We start from the raw sequence: 16,111 nt of genomic DNA, 5'->3' as shown, positions 1-16,111 counted from the left end.
CGACGGATCAGGTAGAATTCGCGCCCTGTTCCTGACAGAAACACGAGAGTCACCCCATGGGTAGAGGCCCCTCCATCGAGAACCGCAAAAACGCGTCTGACGCGAAGCGCGGCAAGATTTTCACCAAGATCATCCGCGAGATCGGCGTTGCCGCGCGCGGCGGTGGAGGCGACCCCAACAACAACCCGCGCCTGCGGGTGGCCATGGACAAGGGCCTGTCCTCGAACATGTCCAAGGACGTGATCGAGCGCGCCATCAAGAAGGCGACCGGTGAGCTGGAAGGCGTCGAGTACGAAGAGATCCGCTACGAGGGCTATGCCCCCGGTGGCGTGGCCGTGATCGTGGACTGCCTGACCGACAACCGCGTGCGCACCGTGGCCGATGTCCGCCATGCGTTCAGCAAGTGCGGCGGGAACATGGGCACGGAAGGCTCGGTGTCGTTCATGTTCAAGCGCCTGGGCGTGCTGCACTTCGCCGCCGGTGCGGACGAAGAAGCCGTGACCGAGGCGGCGATCGAGGCCGGCGCGGACGACATCGTGGTCTACCCGGAAGACGGGGCGATCGATGTGGTGACCGCGGCCGACAGCTATCACGCCGTCAAGGATGCGATGGAGGCCGCCGGGTTCACCCCGGACCATGCCGAAATCACCTACCGCGCTGACAACGACATCAAGGTCGAAGGCGACACCGCCTTGCAGGTCAAGAAGCTGCTGGACATGCTCGAAGACCTGGACGACGTGCAGGACGTGTTCTCCAACGCCGATCTCGGCGCGGACGTCTACGCCTGAGCAGGCGCTTCACCGGTCGCTTTGCGCGACCGGTGAGCGGACAATGCGGACCATGATGACTCCAGCCGTTCCCTGTTATCCCCGTCTGTGTGCCGCATGACGCGCATTCTCGGCATCGACCCCGGTTCGCAGCGCACCGGGGTGGGCATCATTGATGTGGACGCCGCCGGCAAGGTGGTGCATGTGCATCACCTGCCGCTGGTCCTGCTGGGCGCGGACGACTTCCCGCAGCGGATGAAGCTGCTGGTGGTCGGCCTGACTGCCCTGGTTGAGGAATACCGCCCCGACGAAGTGGCCATCGAAAAGGTGTTCATGGCGCGCAACCCGGATTCGGCCTTGAAGCTGGGCCAGGCGCGCGGCGCCGCCATCTCGGCCGTGGTGATGCGCGACCTGCCGGTCAGCGAGTACGCCGCCACCGAGATCAAGCTGGCCGTGGTCGGCCGCGGTGGCGCGGAAAAACAACAGGTCCAACACATGGTCGGGCTCATGCTCAACCTGAAAACCAAGCTGCAGGCCGACGCTGCCGATGCGTTGGCCGTGGCGATCACCCACGCCCATGTCCGGGCGACGGCGCTGCGCCTGGGCGTCAATGCGCGCCAGGCCTGGAGCCGGAAATGAGGAACACTGCATGATTGGTCGTCTGCGCGGGATCGTGGCCTACAAGGCGCCGCCTTGGCTGATGGTGGACGTCAATGGCGTCGGCTACGAGCTGGAGGCGCCGATGAGCACCTTCTACGATCTGCCCGAGCTGGGCCGCGAGGTCACCTTGTTCACCCATTACGCGCAGAAGGAAGACAGCGTCTCGCTGTACGGCTTCCTGCGCGAGGGCGAGCGGCGCCTGTTCCGCGATGTGCAGAAGGTCAGCGGGATCGGTGCCAAGATCGCGCTGGCGGTGCTGTCCGGCGTCAGCGTGGACGAGTTCGCGCGCATGCTGCAGGCCGGTGACATCACCGCGCTGACCCGCATCCCGGGCATCGGCAAGAAGACCGCCGAGCGCATGGTGCTGGAGCTCCGCGACCGCGCGGCCAATTTCGGTGGCGGCGGCGCGCCGATCGCCGGTGCGGCACCGGCCACCGATCCGGTCTCCGAGGCAACCGTGGCCCTGCAGCAGCTGGGCTACAAGCCGACCGAGGCCGCGCGCATGGCGCGCGATGCCAACGCCGAGGGTGACGATGTCGCCACGGTGATCCGCAAGGCCCTCCAGGCCGCGCTGCGCTGAGCCGCGCGCCTGCCGTTTCCTGATTCCGACACTACCCACCGCGTCCGCCCGGAGCCCCATGTCCACCACTTCTTCCCAGCACAGCGACGGCCAGGCCCCGCACGGGCACGCGCCGGCCGCCGGTGGCATGGCGCTGATGATCGGCGCCATCGGCGTGGTGTTCGGCGATATCGGCACCAGCCCGCTGTACACGCTGAAGGAAGCGTTCTCCCCGCACTACGGGCTCAACAGCGACCATGACACCGTGCTGGGGGTGCTGTCGCTGGCCTTCTGGGCACTGAACATCGTGGTCACTCTCAAGTACGTCACCATCATCATGCGTGCCGACAATGAAGGCGAGGGCGGCATCATGGCGTTGATGGCGCTGACCCAGCGCACGCTGCGCAACGGGTCGCGCTCGGCCTATGTGGTCGGCATCCTCGGCATTTTCGGCGCCTCGCTGTTCTTCGGCGATGGCGTGATCACCCCGGCGATCTCCGTGCTGGGCGCCGTCGAAGGCCTGGAGGTCGCGGCCCCGGGCCTGCACAACTTCATCGTGCCGATCACCGTGGTGGTGCTGCTGGCGGTGTTCGCGGTGCAGCGCTTCGGCACGGCCAAGATCGGCAAGCTGTTCGGCCCGATCACCTCGATCTGGTTCATTTCGCTGGCGGCGATCGGCATCTGGAACATCGTCGATGCGCCGGAAGTGCTCAAGGCCTTCAACCCGATGTGGGCGCTGCGCTTCTTCATGGAGCACGGCTGGCACGGCATCTTCATCCTCGGCGCGGTGGTGCTGGCGGTGACCGGCGGCGAAGCGCTGTATGCGGACATGGGCCATTTCGGCGCCAAGCCGATCCGCCATGCCTGGTACTACTTCGTGCTGCCGTGCCTGGTGCTGAACTACCTGGGGCAGGGCGCCCTGGTGCTGAAGAACCCCGAAGCGGTCAAGAACCCGTTCTTCGAGGCGGTGCCGGAGTGGGGCCTGTACCCGATGATCGTGCTGGCCACGATGGCGGCGGTGATCGCCTCGCAGTCGGTGATCACCGGTGCGTTCTCGGTGTCGCGCCAGGCCATGCAGCTGGGCTACATCCCGCGCATGCGCATCACCCACACCTCGCACGACACCATCGGCCAGATCTACATCCCGGGCATCAACTGGGGTATCGCGGTGATGGTGATCGGGCTGGTGCTGGCGTTCCGCAGCTCCTCCAACCTGGCCGTGGCCTACGGCATTTCGGTCTCGGCGACGATGCTGATCGATACCCTGCTGCTGGCCCTGGTGGCCCGCGCGCTGTGGCCGACCTCGCGCTACTGGATCATCCCCCTGTGCGCGGTGTTCTTCGTGATCGACCTGGGCTTTGTGATCGCCAACGGCGCCAAGCTGCTGCAGGGCGCGTGGTTCCCGGTGGTGCTGGGCATCGTGCTGTTCACCATGATGCGCACCTGGCGGCGTGGCCGCGAGCTGCTGCGCGATGAGATCCGCAAGGACGGCATCCGGATCGATACCTTCCTGCCAGGCCTGATGCTGGCCCCCCCGGTGCGGGTGCCGGGCACCGCCGTGTTCCTGACCGCCGACCCCTCGGTGGCGCCGCACGCGCTGATGCACAACCTCAAGCACAACAAGGTGCTGCATGAGCGCAACGTGTTCCTGCACGTGGTGACCCTGCCGGTGCCGTACGCGCCCTCGGGCCAGCGCCTGAAGATCGAATCGGTGGGCGATGAGTTCTATCGGATCTACGTGCGCTTCGGCTTCATGGAGACCCCGGACGTGCCGCTGGCGCTGATGCGCTCGTGCGACCACGGCGGGATCTACTTCGACCCGATGGACACGACGTTCTTCGCCAGCCGCGAGACCATCGTGGCCACCGCCAACCGCGGCATGCCGATCTGGCGCGACAAGCTGTTCGCGCTGATGCACCGCAACGCCGCGCCGGCGACCGGGTTCTTCCGGATTCCGGGTAATCGATTGGTCGAACTCGGGGCGCAGGTGGAGATCTGACGCCGTCAGATCGCCACCTGCGGCCAAGGTCTGCTTCGCAAACCTTGGGACCCGGGCGCATTCCACCTTATCCCCGCGCCTTCGGCGCGCCCCCTTGAACAACAAGGGGGCTCTTCCTCCGATTCGATCCCGGTAGTGCCGGCCGCTGGCCGGCTCCGCGGGATGCAGATGTCATTAGGAGCCGGCCAGCGGCCGGCACTACCGGGCGCGGATCGCGCCGCTTTTGCCGCATAATTGCCGAATGACCGACGACCGCATCATCGCCGCCGGTGCCACCCGCGAAGACGAGGGCACCGACGCCAGCATCCGCCCCAAGCGCATGGCCGATTACCTCGGTCAGGCCCCTGTGCGCGAGCAGCTGTCGATCTATATCGAGGCGACCAAGGCCCGTGGCGACGCGCTCGACCACGTGCTGATCTTCGGGCCGCCGGGTCTGGGCAAGACCACGTTGAGCCATGTGATCGCCAATGAGCTGGGGGTCGCGCTGCGCGTCACCTCCGGCCCGGTGATCGAAAAGGCGGGCGATCTGGCTGCGCTGCTGACCAATCTGCAGCCGCACGATGTGCTGTTCATCGACGAAATCCACCGCCTCTCGCCGGTCGTGGAGGAAGTGCTGTACCCGGCGATGGAAGATTTCCAGATCGACATCATGATCGGTGAGGGCCCTGCGGCCCGCTCGATCAAGATCGATCTGCCGCCGTTCACCCTGATCGGCGCGACCACCCGTGCAGGCCTGCTGACCGCGCCGCTGCGCGACCGCTTCGGCATCGTGCACCGGCTGGAGTTCTATACGCCGGAAGAGCTCACCAAGATCGTCCGGCGCTCGGCCAGCATCCTCAACATCGACTGCACCGCCGAAGGCGCGGCCGAGATCGCACGGCGCTCGCGCGGCACCCCGCGTATCGCCAACCGGCTGCTGCGCCGCGTGCGCGACTTCGCCCAGGTGAAGGCGGCGGGCCACATCGATCAGGACGTTGCCCAGGCCGCGATGCAGATGCTCAAGGTCGATCCGGAGGGCTTCGACGAGCTCGATCGACGCCTGCTGCGGACCATGGTGGATTACTTCGACGGTGGTCCGGTCGGCATCGAGTCGCTGGCGGCGGCCCTGTCCGAAGAGCGTGGCACGCTGGAGGATGTGGTCGAGCCGTACCTGATCCAGCAGGGCTTCCTGATCCGCACCGCGCGGGGCCGCATGTGCACGCACAAGGCCTACCGGCACATGGGGCTGAAGCCGAAAAACCCGCCGGCGGACCTGTTCGCGGAGGTCCCGGATGTCGGTTGAGCCCCGGATTGAGCCCCGATTCAGTTGGCCGACACGCATTTACTGGGAAGATACCGACGCTGGCGGGGTCGTGTACCACGCCCGCTACGTGGCCTTCATGGAACGGGCGCGCACCGAATGGATGCGGGCGCTGGGGTATGGTCAGGAGCGCATGCGCTGCGACCATGGCCTGGTGTTCGCGGTGCGCAGCATGTCCATGGATTTCCTCAAGCCGGCGCGCCTGGATGATGCGTTGGCGGTCACCGCCACGCTGGTGCAGTGCAAGCGCGCCAGCATGGTGTTCGCCCAGGCGGTCCATCGGGGCGATGAGACACTGCTGACCGCGCAGGTGAAGATCGCCGCGCTCGATGCAACCACCTTCAAACCGCGTGGCATGGACGATGCACTGCATGCCGCGCTGAAACACCTCGAATTTCCAGAATCCGCATACTGAGGAACAACGGATGATCGCAATGCTCCTGGCCCTGCAGGCCACGGTGACCGAAGCGCTGCCGCAGGAAGTCACCAGCGCCGCGGCGCAGACTGTCGCCCAAGCCGCGCATGGCGGTGGCATCAATTACCTGGACCTGATGATCAAGGCCAGCATCCCGGTGAAGATCATCGTGCTGCTGCTGTTGGCCGGCTCGTTCATCAGCTGGGTGATCATCTTCCGCAAGGCGCGCGTGTTCAATGCCGCCAACCGTGAGGCCGACGAGTTCGAAAGCCGCTTCTGGTCCGGTGCGGACCTGGGCAAGCTGTACAGCTCGGCGACCGACCGCAACCGCAAGGTCGGCGGCCTGGAAGCGATCTTCGAAGCCGGTTTCCGCGAGTTCACCCGCCTGCGCGACAAGCGTCGGCTGGATGGCCGGGCCCAGCTCGAGGGCGCCCAGCGCGCCATGCGCACCACCTATACGCGTGAAGTGGACCAGATGGAGCGCAGCCTGGAGCTGCTGGCCAACATCGGCTCGACCGCCCCTTACGTGGGCCTGGTCGGCACCGTGTTCGGCATCATGGTGACCATGCACGACATGATCAACAGCGGTGAGCAGGCCGGTATCGCCTCGGTTGCCCCGGGCATCTCCGAAGCCCTGTTCGCCACCGCGATCGGCCTGTTCGTGGCGATCCCGGCCGTGTGGGCCTACAACCGCTTCACCACCCGCGTGGAGCGCATGTCGGTGCGCTTTGAAACCTTCGCAGAAGAGTTCAGCTCGATCCTGCAGCGCCAGACCGCGGGCGACGAGTAAGCGCCCAGCACAGGAGTCCTGCCATGACCGCAGCCATTGGCCGCCGCAAGCGCCGAAAGCTCAAATCCGAAATCAACGTCGTGCCGTACATCGACGTCATGCTGGTGCTGCTCATCATTTTCATGGTGACCGCGCCGCTGCTCACGCTGAGCTTTGAAGTGGATCTGCCGACCTCCCAGGCCAAGGCGCTGGAGAGCAAGCAGGATCCGGTCGTCGTGTCCGTCCGCCTGGATGGCCAGCTCAGCCTGAAGCTGCCCGAGGCCAAGGACCCGGAGCCGATGGATGCGGCCCGCCTGCAGGCCCAGCTGTCCGCGCTTTCCTCGCAGGACAAGAACCTGCGCGTGATCGTCGCCGCCGACCGGGCCGTGGCCTATGAAAAGGTGGTCGCGGCCATGGACGTGATCAAGCGCGCCAACGTGGAAAAGGTGGGCCTGGCGACCGATGCACACTGAAGCCCTGCCACCGCAGCGTGCACGGGATGAGGAGTGGGGCCTGCCGATCGCGCTGGCGCTCGGCGTCCATCTGCTGCTGGCACTGATCTTCATCGCCGCCTGGTTGTGGTCGCCGCAGCGCACCACCGAAGCGGCCGCGGGCGATCCGGCCATCGAAGCCAGCCTGCAGCTGTCCGCGTCCGAAGCCTCGGCCGCGCGCCAGGCCCTGCGTGCCTCCGAATCGCTGCCGGACCTGCCCGAGCCGGTTGCCGAGCCCGAGCCGATTCCGGAAGACACCGTGCCGCCGCCGCAGCCGTTGCCCGAGCCGCGCCCGCAGGACGCGCCGACGCCGCAGCAATCGCAGGCGCAGGAGCGCATCGCCCAGCCCGATACGGTCGATCAGGAAGCGGTCAACGCGCTGGCGATCTCGGCTGAAAAGGCCAAGCAGGAGCAGGAAGCCAAGCGCCGCCAGGAACAGATCGACCTGACCGAGCGCAAGCGCCAGGAACAGGCCGAGCAGAAGCTGCGCCTGGCCAAACAGCAGGAAGAGGCGGAAAAGAAGAAGCTGGCCGAGCAGGAACAGAAGGCCAATGATGCCAAGGCCGACGCCGAGCGCGACAAGAAGCTTGCCGAAATCCGCCGCAAGCGCGCCCAGGCCGAGAACGAAGCCAAGCTGGCCGAACAGAAGCTGCGCCAGGTCACGGCCGCGCGTGCCGCCAATGCCTCGGCCTCGACCGCCGGGGCGACCGGTGCCGCCAAGCCGGCCGCCGGTGCCGGTGGCACCAGTGACGATCTCAGCGCCAAATACGCGGCGGCCATCCAGCAGAAGGTCTCCGCACAGTGGACCCGTCCGGATTCGGTGCCGCTGGGCCAGCGCTGCCAGGTCTCGATCACCCAGATTCCGGGTGGACAGGTGATCCAGGCCAAGGTCAGCGGCAGCTGCCCGTTCGACGAGGCAGGCCGCCGTTCGATCGAGGCAGCTGTGTTGAATGCCCAGCCGTTGCCGTACCGCGGCTTCGAGTCGGTATTCGCGCGCACCATCAACTTCACGTTCACCGCCCAGGATTGACCCGGCAGACCGCTGATCCCGCCGGATCAGCGGTCCTGGCAGGCGCGCACCGCCCGCCGTTGCGCAGCCCAACGGCGCCTGAAGGGGTTAACGGTGTGTGAGTTTTGTGCGCCAGGTGACTCGGAATTCACACGGCCTTGGTTCATGATTGCGAAACTGTTCACCGCGGTCCTGTTATCCCTCGTTCTGGTTTCCCCCTATTGAGCGCTCCATGAAAAAAATGCCTCGTTGGCTTGCCGTTGTTGCGGCCCTGTTGTTGCCCTTCGCTGCCATGGCGCAGCAGAAGGGGCTGGATATCGACATCATTGGCGGCAATGCCTCCGCCACGCCGATCACCGTCGTCCCCATGCCGTACCAGGGGTCGGCCGGTGCACCGCAGACCGATGTGGCCGCCGTGGTGCGTGCCGATCTGGACCGTTCGGGCCAGTTCCGCAACCTGCCGGAAGCCCAGATCGTCGAAAAGCCGACCCGTGGCAGCGAGATCCAGTTCGCCACCTGGCGTGCGCTGAAGCAGAACTACATCGTGGTCGGCCGGGTGATGGACGCCGGCGCTGGCGCCTACCGCGTCGAATACGAGCTGTACGACGTGCCCAAGGGCGAGCGCCTGCTGGGCCTGGCGATGACCGCCCGTGGCAACGCCATGCGCGATGTCGCCCACCAGATGGCCGATGCCATCTACGAAAAGATCACCGGTGTCCGCGGCGCCTTCTGGACCCGCATCGCCTATGTGACCGCCAGCGGCAAGGGCGATGCCATGCGCTATGCGCTGATGGTGGCCGATTCGGACGGCTTCAACCCGCAGACCATTGTGCGCTCGGCCGAGCCGCTGCTCTCGCCGAGCTGGAGCCCGGACGGCAACAAGCTGGCCTATGTGAGCTTCGAGCGCGGCAACTCGGCGATCTACATCCAGAACATCTCCAGCGGTGCCCGTGAACTGGTCACCAGCTTCCGCGGCATCAACAGCGCCCCGTCGTTCTCGCCCGATGGCCGCCGCCTGGCCCTGTCGCTGTCGCGCAGTGGCAACCCGGAAATCTACGTGATGGATCTGGGCAGCAAGCAGCTGACCCAGCTGACCAACCACTTCGCCATCGATACCGAGCCGACCTGGAGCCCGGATGGCAGCAGCGTCTACTTCACCTCCGACCGCGGCGGCCGCCCGCAGATCTACCAGGTGGCCTCCAGCGGTGGCAGCGCCTCGCGCGTGACCTTCCAGGGCAACTACAACGCCACCCCGAGCCTGTCCTACGACGGCAAGAAGCTGGTGGTCGCCCAGGGCAGCGGCAATACCTACAAGATCGCGATGATGGACAGCAGCACGGGCTCGGCCCGCTGGAACACGCTGTCGCCAGGGTCGCTGGATGAATCGCCGAGCTTCGCGCCCAACGCAAGCATGGTGTTGTACGCCGCCCGTGAGGGTGGTCGTGGAGTGTTGTACGCCGTATCGGCCGATGCGCGCGTGCGCCAGCGGCTGGTTCTGGCCGACGGTGATGTTCGTGAGCCTTCTTGGTCGCCATACCGTACAAAGCGCTAACAGAGTGTTAAGATTTCGCCGTATTCATCCCTCATCCGGCTTTAGGAGCCTCAAAGGTATCGCCATGAACAAGACCACCCGCGTTCTGCTTGTCTCCCTGTTGTCCGTGGCCGCCCTGGCCGGTTGTTCCAAGAAGGTCAAGGAAGTGCCGGCTGCCCCGGTTGATACCGGCAGCACCACCGCTCCGACCGGCCCGTCCACTTCGGGTCTGTACGGTCCGGGTGATCTGGATACCGATTCCTGCCTGCGCCAGCGCGTGGTGTACTTCGATCTGGACCAGGACAGCGTCAAGCCGGAGTTCCAGGCCATCATGGCGTGCCACGCCAAGTACCTGCGTGACCGTCCGTCCTCGCGCATGACCCTGCAGGGCCACACCGATGAGCGCGGTTCGCGTGCTTACAACCAGGCTCTGGGCGAGCGTCGTGGCAACGGCGTGTCCTCGGCACTGCAGGCCAACGGTGGCTCGGCTTCGCAGCTGACCGTCGTGTCCTACGGTGAAGAGCGTCCGGTCTGCACCGAGTCGGGCGAGTCCTGCTGGTCGCAGAACCGTCGCGTCGAGATCGTGTACACGGCTCAGTAATAGATGCGCTTTCGATTTCTATCGATGATCGTTGCGGCAGCCCTCGTGGCTGCCGCACCGGCCAATGCGCAGCGCCAGAGTCTGGCCGACCGCGTCGGCGCGCTTGAGCAGCAGGCGAACAACAACCAGTCCAACATGGACATGCTCAACCAGCTGAATCAGTTGCGTACCCAGTTGCAGGCCCTGCAGTCGCAGGTCGAGCAGCTGCAGCACGACAATGACCAGCTCAAGCAGTCCGCCAAGGACCAGTATCTGGACCTGGACAGCCGCCTGAACCGCCTGGAAGGTGGAGCCCCCGTGCTTCCTGCCGCCCCGGCCTCACCCGCGCCTGCCCCCGCTGCATCCCCGAAACCGGCAACGGCCGCTTCCGAGCGGCCGCCAAGCGTGCACGGCGATGCCGGCAGCCTGGCCGCCAGTGGCGATGAACGCACCGCCTACAATGTCGCCTTCGATTCGCTCAAGGCCGGCAAGTACGACGACTCGGCGCAGCTGTTCATGAGCTTCCTCGAGCTGTACCCCAACGGCGTCTATACCCCCAACGCGCTGTACTGGCTGGGCGAGAGCTATTACGCCACCCGCAATTTCCCGCTGGCTGAGGCGCAGTTCCGCGACCTCATCTCGCGCTACCCGACCCATGACAAGGCGTCCGGTGGCCTGCTCAAGATCGGCCTTTCCCAGTACGGCGAAGGCAAGGTCGACCAGGCCCAGGCGACCCTCGAACAGGTCGTGTCCACGTATCCCGGCTCCGACGCCGCGCGCACCGCGCAGGACCGTCTGCAGTCGATCCGGCTGGGTCAGCAGATCCGCTGAACCCGCCTGGGCCGCTGGAGCGGCCGGGCCCGGTATACTGATGGATCGCCAACCGGGCGCTGCCCGGTCTTCCGTGCCGGGCCATGCCCGGCTGTTGTCGTTTCCGAAGCCGTCCGCCAAGAATCACCGCCATGACCACGACCCTGTCCGCTGCCGCCGCACTCCCCAGTGAGATCGTGCAGTCCCCGTTGCCGCGACTGAAGATCACCGAGATCTTCCTGTCCCTGCAGGGCGAAGCCGATACCGCCGGCTGGCCGACCGTGTTCGTGCGCCTGACCGGCTGCCCGCTGCGCTGTACCTATTGCGATACCGCCTACGCCTTCCACGGCGGCACCTGGTGGGACATCGACGCGATCGTGGACGAAGTGCTGGCCCAAGGCGTGCACCACGTCTGCGTGACCGGTGGCGAGCCGCTGGCGCAGAAGCGCTGCCTGGTGCTGCTGGAGAAGCTCTGCGACGCCGGCCTGGACGTCTCGCTGGAGACCTCCGGTGCGCTGGATGTCAGTGGCGTGGATCCGCGCGTGTCGCGCGTGGTCGACCTGAAGACTCCCGGCTCCGGCGAAATGGCCCGCAACCGGCTGGAGAACCTGCCGCTGCTGACCAAGCGCGACCAGATCAAGTTCGTGCTGTGCAGCCGCGAGGATTACGAGTGGGCCCGCGGCATGGTCCGCGAGCACCGGCTCAACGAGCGCAGCATGGTGCTGTTCTCGCCGAGCAAGAGCGAGGTCAGCCCGCGCGAGCTGGCCGACTGGATCGTGGCCGATCGCCTGCCGGTGCGCTTCCAGATGCAGCTGCACAAGCTGTTGTGGAATGACGAACCCGGGAGGTAACGCCGGCTGCAGCGCTACGGCGCTGCGCATGCCATCGACCACGCCTCACCATCAGTAAAGACGTCCGGCGCGGGACAGCGTGCTGGTTCCCCGCAAACCACCGGAAACACCCCCCATGAAAAAAGCAGTCGTCCTCCTGTCCGGCGGCATGGACTCCGCCGCCGTTGTCGCCATCGCCCGCGAGCAGGGCTTTGCCGTTCACGCCCTGAGCGTGCGCTACGGCCAGCGTCACACCTCCGAACTCGATGCCGCCGCGGCGGTCGCCAGCGCGCTGGGTGCGGTCGCCCACAAGACCGTCAATGTCGACCTGCGCAGCATCGGCGGCTCGGCCCTGACCGATGACATCGACGTCCCGGAAGCGGGCGGCGAGGGCATCCCGGTCACCTACGTGCCGGCGCGCAATACCATCATGCTGTCCGTCGCACTCGGTTGGGCGGAGGTGCTGGGTGCCAACGACATCTTCTGCGGCGTCAACGCGGTGGACTATTCTGGCTACCCGGATTGCCGCCCTGAATTCATCCAGGCCTTCCAGACGCTGGCCAACCTGGCCACCAAGGCGGGCGTGGAAGGTGCGGGTATCCAGGTTCACGCGCCGCTGCAGTTCCTGAGCAAGGCCGATATCGTGCGTGAAGGCGTCCGCCTCGGCGTGGATTTCGGCCTGACCGTGTCCTGCTACAACGCCGACGACCAGGGCCGCGCCTGCGGGCACTGCGATGCCTGCCGCCTGCGCGCGCAGGGCTTCACGGATGCCGGCGTGCCGGACCCGACCCACTACGTGTGATGCGGGACGGGTACGCATGAGCGCGAAGATGCGTTAGAATGCGCACCCCCGGCGTCACGTCGGGGATGCAATGGGCCGTTAGCTCAGTTGGTAGAGCAGAAGACTTTTAATCTTTTGGTCGATGGTTCGAATCCATCACGGCCCACCAATTGCATCATGATCGAGGCGACCGCGAGGTCGCCTTTTTCATGCCTCCAGCGGGGCGCACGCGCCATGGGAGCTCAAGTCCGCGCTACCGAGCTTCATCACAGCGAATTGCGTCTTTCACTGAGACGCAGCAGGGCAAGAACCGATGCCTGTCCATCGCCCGGACGCGCACGCTGTACCTCCCGACCTTGAGCACGACATGCCGCTTCCCGGAGAACGCGTGCATGCCGGCGGTCGATCCGGGGCAGTGGAATGGCAATGGTGATCGATGTCCTGCAGACCGCCGTCGTCTTTGCGACGGTACTGTCTGTTTTTGCTCTCCTACTGCGCGCCTGGCATTGGCACACCGGCGCAGTGTCTCCAGGGTACCGGTCAGGCGCGTGGGCGTCCCTGCGCATCGGTGCGCAGCGAGCGCAACAGGCACACCGCCGAGACCAGGCAGGCTGCGATCACCGCCATCGACAACGGCAGGTGGAAAGCGCGGTGGCCGAACACGGCGAAGCCGAGGTGAATGAGGAACGTCGCGATGCCCAGCGCCGCGCAGACCATCGCAAAGCCGCGCGCCTTGCTGGTCTGCAGCAGCACGTGGCGGTAGCCGAGCAGCACCACGCCGATGGCCAGCAGGTTGAAGACCAGGAAGCCCTGCACGCCACCGGGCAGCAGGAATATCTCCCACTCACGCCAGAATGCGGCGTCGATCTGATGAAGGATCAAGGCAAGCAGGGTGGCGAAGTAGCGTCTTTCCATGGGACAGGCGATGCCGAAGGCTGCGGATCCTGCAGCGTGCACAGTGTAGCGGCGCTCACCGCGTGCCTGCGTGCCGGATTGGCTCCGCCGCGGCCCGCATTCAATGCAGCGCGATGTCGCCGATGAGCGTATCGACCAGCCGCTGCGCGCGGGCCCGTGCGCCTTCGCCACGACGCGGCGCGACCGGCAGGTCCGGGCGGATGCCGGCCACCTCGTCACTGCCATCGGCACGCAGGCGCACGCAATTCGGAACGCGCAGGCGCAGATGCGAATGGGGCAGTTCAGGCATCGCCTGCGCACTCATGAAGCCGCAGCCGTACCCTCCGCTGTGCGTCCCGACGATGCGCGCGATGTGGTTGTCCTGCATCCGCGCCGCGAACATCTCGGCGGAGGACGCCGTCTTTGCATTGGTGAGGACATATACCGGCCCCTTCCAGGCGCCCCAGTGCTCGCGCAGATCCTGTGACCAGTCCAGGCGGTGCGCGATGAGGAAATCATCGAGGGTGTCCACGGCAGGGCTCGGCAACGGGCCCCCGGAGGTACCTGCGGGCACCAGGCGCCGGCATGTGGGGCCGTTCCAGTCGTGCTGTACCCGCCAGGCCCATGACAGATCGCAGGCCGGCAGCGCCGTGGCCCGCCGCGACGCCTGGAACGCCTGCAGCTCCGTAGTGAGCAGCCTGCGGGCTGCGGCGTTGGGGCGGTGATTGCGCAGTGCGTCGTCGAGCCGCTCGTATTGCTCGTCCAGATAGGGCTTGCCGGCCGGGGACTGGCTGACCTGGAGCACGGCGGAGGCAACCGGCTGCGGGGTGAACAGCCGGGTCAGCGTATCGCCACTGTCGTCGCCCCCCGGGTTGTCGCCGACATCCACCAGCACGGCGTCCACTCCGTCCTGTTGGAAACGCCGCAGGCTGGCGGCGATCACCGCGACCCAGCCCCGGGCCAAGGTGCCGCGCATGTCGTCGGTGGAGTCCGCATGCCGCAGTTGCGGCCACAGCGCGTGGCAGAGGCCCGGATAGCGCAAGGCATCGAACTCATGCAGGCGCAGCAGACCCACCGTGTGGCCATCCGGCAGCGAGAGAATGCCGGCGCGCAGCACAGGATCGGCGTCGTCGTTGAGGGGGTGGTAACCGGCCAGCGTTTCCAGCGGCAGGCTGAAATCGTGCCGGCCTTCATCGGCCACGCCGAGCGCGGCACACCCTGCGCTCGCGCCCAGCGTGCGCGGGTCCACAGCAGTGGGCGAGGCCGTGTCGGACGCCTGTTCAAGCGGGTCGAGCAGGCTGAGGTGACCATCCTGGAACCCGGCCAGGAAAGTGCGCAGGGCTTGGCGCGCCTGCGTATCCGTACGTGCTTCAGCCAGCGCACGCTGCGCCGCGGCATCCAGTGCGGGAAGGTCCACGCCACTTTGTGGCGAGGCGACCCATGCCAGATGCGCGTAGTCCTGCTCCAAGGCGCGCTTGAGCGCCACATGGTCGGCCTGCCAAGCGCTGCGATCGAATGCCGGCGCGGCAACGGATGCCCCCGGCGCGGCGACACCCAGCATCGCGAGCATGAATACAGTGCCACTTAACCCTGCCATACAGCCTCCTTGCGACCCGGCGCAGTGCCGCACGGGGCAAGGGTGACGGGATCGTGTGTGCGATCGACTCCGGTCGATCGTAGCCAATGCGCGTGTTCCCCGGAAGTCCCGGTATCGCATCACGCTACCGTCCCCACGACGCGCGCACGATCAGGCGATCCCCGGCCAGAGTGGGCCCACGATCCCACGGAGCGCTGTGATGAGTACCGTCCAATCCGGCCACGCGATACGCGAACTCAACCAGATCATCGGCATCGCGCGTGACGGCCACGACATCTACGCCAGAGCCGTCGCCGACGACGGGACGCAGGATCCGCAGTTGAACGCGCTGATGATGCGGATGGCTGCAGCGAAAATGCAGGTCATCGATGGGGTCACGCGGCTGGTGCGCGACGCCGGTGGCCAGCCCGCCCGCCACCGTACCCTGGCCGGCAGCCTCCGTGGCAGCTTCGGCAGGTTGGGTACCGTACTCGGGGATGCGGGCATCCAGTACGCCAGTGAGAGCCAGGCAGCTGAAGCGCGTCTGGTGAGGGCACTCGAAGTGGCCGCGCGCGATGGCGCACTGACGGCACATGCGCGACGAACGCTCAACGGCATGCTGCTGGAGACGCGGCTCGGTTGGGACGACATGCGCCAGGAGGTAGATGAGCTGCGGGGCCGGGATGCATAGTCACCCACACCCTCACCTACACCGTCCAGGAAGCACGCGCATGCGCAGCGTCGCGAATCAACAGCGTCACGAATGAGCTTCGTAGTGAAGTTCGTAGTGAAGGATGCAGGAGATTGAAGGACGCGAGACGTTGAAGGGTGCGGGATGGCGCCGAGTGCGCCTGGTCGCCGTCTGCATGTGAGGGCTGCGCGGATGCGCAGCCCCACCATGCGGCAGAGCGATTACTTCTGCTGCGGCTTGTTGCCTGCGTCAGGGGCGTTCTTGGTGTCCTGTTCCTGCTTCTGCTGCTTGGCCTGCGCGTCCTTGCGATCCTGTTCGGACTGCGGGCCTTTCTGTGCAGCAGCAGCATTTTTGACGTTGTTTTCGTTGTTCTGCATGTTGGACATGGTGTGACTCCAAGGCGACGTGATGTCGCAACCCCAGCGTGGACCTGCCGCTGTTACGCGAGG

General features: G+C 66.2%; 18 protein-coding genes and 1 tRNA gene. 16 read left to right on the top strand and 3 right to left on the bottom strand.

Going from position 1 to position 16,111, the window contains the following annotated elements; all coding sequences use genetic code 11:
• The first annotated feature begins 56 nt into the window (after positions 1–56).
• The 15 genes from AC1DIQ_RS03770 to AC1DIQ_RS03700 all read left to right on the top strand — a co-directional run bounded on the left by AC1DIQ_RS03770 (position 57) and on the right by AC1DIQ_RS03700 (position 12,670).
• Positions 57–788, top strand: coding sequence for a YebC/PmpR family DNA-binding transcriptional regulator (locus AC1DIQ_RS03770; protein WP_478049453.1), 732 nt, complete (start codon positions 57–59; stop codon positions 786–788).
• 96 nt (positions 789–884) lie between these two features.
• Positions 885–1,406, top strand: coding sequence for a crossover junction endodeoxyribonuclease RuvC (ruvC, locus tag AC1DIQ_RS03765; RefSeq protein WP_121039160.1), 522 nt, complete (start codon positions 885–887; stop codon positions 1,404–1,406).
• Between the two features lie 10 nt (positions 1,407–1,416).
• Entirely contained in the window at positions 1,417–2,007 is a 591-nt protein-coding gene (ruvA, locus tag AC1DIQ_RS03760) for a Holliday junction branch migration protein RuvA (RefSeq protein ID WP_088433901.1), read from the top strand.
• A 58-nt stretch (positions 2,008–2,065) separates the two neighbouring features.
• The gene (locus tag AC1DIQ_RS03755) at positions 2,066–3,985 is read left to right on the top strand and encodes a potassium transporter Kup (protein WP_121039157.1); all 1,920 of its coding nucleotides are present in this window, start codon (positions 2,066–2,068) and stop codon (positions 3,983–3,985) included.
• Between the two features lie 241 nt (positions 3,986–4,226).
• Positions 4,227–5,267, top strand: coding sequence for a Holliday junction branch migration DNA helicase RuvB (ruvB, locus tag AC1DIQ_RS03750; RefSeq protein ID WP_121039149.1), 1,041 nt, complete (start codon positions 4,227–4,229; stop codon positions 5,265–5,267).
• The gene (gene ybgC / locus AC1DIQ_RS03745) at positions 5,257–5,700 is read left to right on the top strand and encodes a tol-pal system-associated acyl-CoA thioesterase (protein ID WP_478049452.1); all 444 of its coding nucleotides are present in this window, start codon (positions 5,257–5,259) and stop codon (positions 5,698–5,700) included. Before ruvB ends, ybgC begins: the two co-directional genes overlap by 11 nt.
• Positions 5,701–5,710: 10 nt before the next feature.
• Complete coding sequence (gene tolQ / locus AC1DIQ_RS03740; RefSeq protein WP_121039143.1) at positions 5,711–6,490, top strand: protein TolQ; 780 nt, start codon at positions 5,711–5,713, stop codon at positions 6,488–6,490.
• Between the two features lie 23 nt (positions 6,491–6,513).
• The gene (tolR, locus tag AC1DIQ_RS03735) at positions 6,514–6,942 is read left to right on the top strand and encodes a protein TolR (RefSeq protein WP_121039140.1); all 429 of its coding nucleotides are present in this window, start codon (positions 6,514–6,516) and stop codon (positions 6,940–6,942) included.
• A complete protein-coding gene (tolA, locus tag AC1DIQ_RS03730; RefSeq protein ID WP_121039137.1) occupies positions 6,932–7,990 on the top strand; it encodes a cell envelope integrity protein TolA in 1,059 nt (352 codons plus the stop codon). The genes tolR and tolA overlap by 11 nt, the downstream gene beginning before the upstream one ends.
• A gap of 211 nt (positions 7,991–8,201) precedes the next feature.
• Entirely contained in the window at positions 8,202–9,521 is a 1,320-nt protein-coding gene (gene tolB, locus AC1DIQ_RS03725) for a Tol-Pal system beta propeller repeat protein TolB (protein ID WP_046272625.1), read from the top strand.
• 64 nt (positions 9,522–9,585) lie between these two features.
• On the top strand, positions 9,586–10,101 hold the full coding sequence (pal, locus tag AC1DIQ_RS03720; protein WP_121039134.1) for a peptidoglycan-associated lipoprotein Pal: 516 nt from the start codon (positions 9,586–9,588) through the stop codon (positions 10,099–10,101).
• A gap of 3 nt (positions 10,102–10,104) precedes the next feature.
• Positions 10,105–10,911, top strand: a complete 807-nt coding sequence (gene ybgF, locus AC1DIQ_RS03715; protein ID WP_121039131.1) for a tol-pal system protein YbgF — start codon at positions 10,105–10,107, stop codon at positions 10,909–10,911.
• A gap of 131 nt (positions 10,912–11,042) precedes the next feature.
• A complete protein-coding gene (queE, locus tag AC1DIQ_RS03710) occupies positions 11,043–11,741 on the top strand; it encodes a 7-carboxy-7-deazaguanine synthase QueE (RefSeq protein ID WP_121039128.1) in 699 nt (232 codons plus the stop codon).
• A gap of 115 nt (positions 11,742–11,856) precedes the next feature.
• A complete protein-coding gene (gene queC, locus AC1DIQ_RS03705; RefSeq protein WP_121039125.1) occupies positions 11,857–12,522 on the top strand; it encodes a 7-cyano-7-deazaguanine synthase QueC in 666 nt (221 codons plus the stop codon).
• Between the two features lie 72 nt (positions 12,523–12,594).
• A tRNA-Lys gene (locus AC1DIQ_RS03700) sits at positions 12,595–12,670 on the top strand.
• A gap of 371 nt (positions 12,671–13,041) precedes the next feature.
• Here the strand turns inward: AC1DIQ_RS03700 and AC1DIQ_RS03695 are convergent.
• Both AC1DIQ_RS03695 and AC1DIQ_RS03690 read right to left on the bottom strand, forming a co-directional pair.
• Positions 13,042–13,416, bottom strand: a complete 375-nt coding sequence (locus tag AC1DIQ_RS03695; protein ID WP_121039122.1) for a DUF6713 family protein — start codon at positions 13,414–13,416, stop codon at positions 13,042–13,044.
• 100 nt (positions 13,417–13,516) lie between these two features.
• On the bottom strand, positions 13,517–14,965 hold the full coding sequence (locus AC1DIQ_RS03690; protein ID WP_183073691.1) for a S41 family peptidase: 1,449 nt from the start codon (positions 14,963–14,965) through the stop codon (positions 13,517–13,519).
• A gap of 226 nt (positions 14,966–15,191) precedes the next feature.
• Between AC1DIQ_RS03690 and AC1DIQ_RS03685 the strand changes: the two genes are divergently transcribed.
• Positions 15,192–15,662, top strand: a complete 471-nt coding sequence (locus AC1DIQ_RS03685; RefSeq protein ID WP_478049451.1) for a DUF2383 domain-containing protein — start codon at positions 15,192–15,194, stop codon at positions 15,660–15,662.
• Between the two features lie 221 nt (positions 15,663–15,883).
• On the opposite strand, the gene AC1DIQ_RS03680 is transcribed toward AC1DIQ_RS03685, so the two are convergent.
• On the bottom strand, positions 15,884–16,048 hold the full coding sequence (locus AC1DIQ_RS03680; protein WP_183073690.1) for a hypothetical protein: 165 nt from the start codon (positions 16,046–16,048) through the stop codon (positions 15,884–15,886).
• Between the last annotated feature and the right edge of the window lie 63 nt (positions 16,049–16,111).

It is taken from the genome of Stenotrophomonas sp. 05L413, assembly GCF_056397945.1.
This window is presented reverse-complemented; position numbering and strand designations above follow the sequence as displayed.

What these genes read in the sequence shown, in the direction of transcription:
- AC1DIQ_RS03770 (WP_478049453.1), top strand. Translation starts at nt 57, where the DNA reads ATGGGTAGAGGCCCCTCCATCGAGAACCGCAAAAACGCGTCTGACGCG.
- ruvC (WP_121039160.1), top strand. Translation starts at nt 885, where the DNA reads ATGACGCGCATTCTCGGCATCGACCCCGGTTCGCAGCGCACCGGGGTG.
- ruvA (WP_088433901.1), top strand. Translation starts at nt 1,417, where the DNA reads ATGATTGGTCGTCTGCGCGGGATCGTGGCCTACAAGGCGCCGCCTTGG.
- AC1DIQ_RS03755 (WP_121039157.1), top strand. Translation starts at nt 2,066, where the DNA reads ATGTCCACCACTTCTTCCCAGCACAGCGACGGCCAGGCCCCGCACGGG.
- ruvB (WP_121039149.1), top strand. Translation starts at nt 4,227, where the DNA reads ATGACCGACGACCGCATCATCGCCGCCGGTGCCACCCGCGAAGACGAG.
- ybgC (WP_478049452.1), top strand. Translation starts at nt 5,257, where the DNA reads ATGTCGGTTGAGCCCCGGATTGAGCCCCGATTCAGTTGGCCGACACGC.
- tolQ (WP_121039143.1), top strand. Translation starts at nt 5,711, where the DNA reads ATGATCGCAATGCTCCTGGCCCTGCAGGCCACGGTGACCGAAGCGCTG.
- tolR (WP_121039140.1), top strand. Translation starts at nt 6,514, where the DNA reads ATGACCGCAGCCATTGGCCGCCGCAAGCGCCGAAAGCTCAAATCCGAA.
- tolA (WP_121039137.1), top strand. Translation starts at nt 6,932, where the DNA reads ATGCACACTGAAGCCCTGCCACCGCAGCGTGCACGGGATGAGGAGTGG.
- tolB (WP_046272625.1), top strand. Translation starts at nt 8,202, where the DNA reads ATGAAAAAAATGCCTCGTTGGCTTGCCGTTGTTGCGGCCCTGTTGTTG.
- pal (WP_121039134.1), top strand. Translation starts at nt 9,586, where the DNA reads ATGAACAAGACCACCCGCGTTCTGCTTGTCTCCCTGTTGTCCGTGGCC.
- ybgF (WP_121039131.1), top strand. Translation starts at nt 10,105, where the DNA reads ATGCGCTTTCGATTTCTATCGATGATCGTTGCGGCAGCCCTCGTGGCT.
- queE (WP_121039128.1), top strand. Translation starts at nt 11,043, where the DNA reads ATGACCACGACCCTGTCCGCTGCCGCCGCACTCCCCAGTGAGATCGTG.
- queC (WP_121039125.1), top strand. Translation starts at nt 11,857, where the DNA reads ATGAAAAAAGCAGTCGTCCTCCTGTCCGGCGGCATGGACTCCGCCGCC.
- AC1DIQ_RS03695 (WP_121039122.1), bottom strand. Translation starts at nt 13,416, where the DNA reads ATGGAAAGACGCTACTTCGCCACCCTGCTTGCCTTGATCCTTCATCAG.
- AC1DIQ_RS03690 (WP_183073691.1), bottom strand. Translation starts at nt 14,965, where the DNA reads ATGCTCGCGATGCTGGGTGTCGCCGCGCCGGGGGCATCCGTTGCCGCG.
- AC1DIQ_RS03685 (WP_478049451.1), top strand. Translation starts at nt 15,192, where the DNA reads ATGAGTACCGTCCAATCCGGCCACGCGATACGCGAACTCAACCAGATC.
- AC1DIQ_RS03680 (WP_183073690.1), bottom strand. Translation starts at nt 16,048, where the DNA reads ATGTCCAACATGCAGAACAACGAAAACAACGTCAAAAATGCTGCTGCT.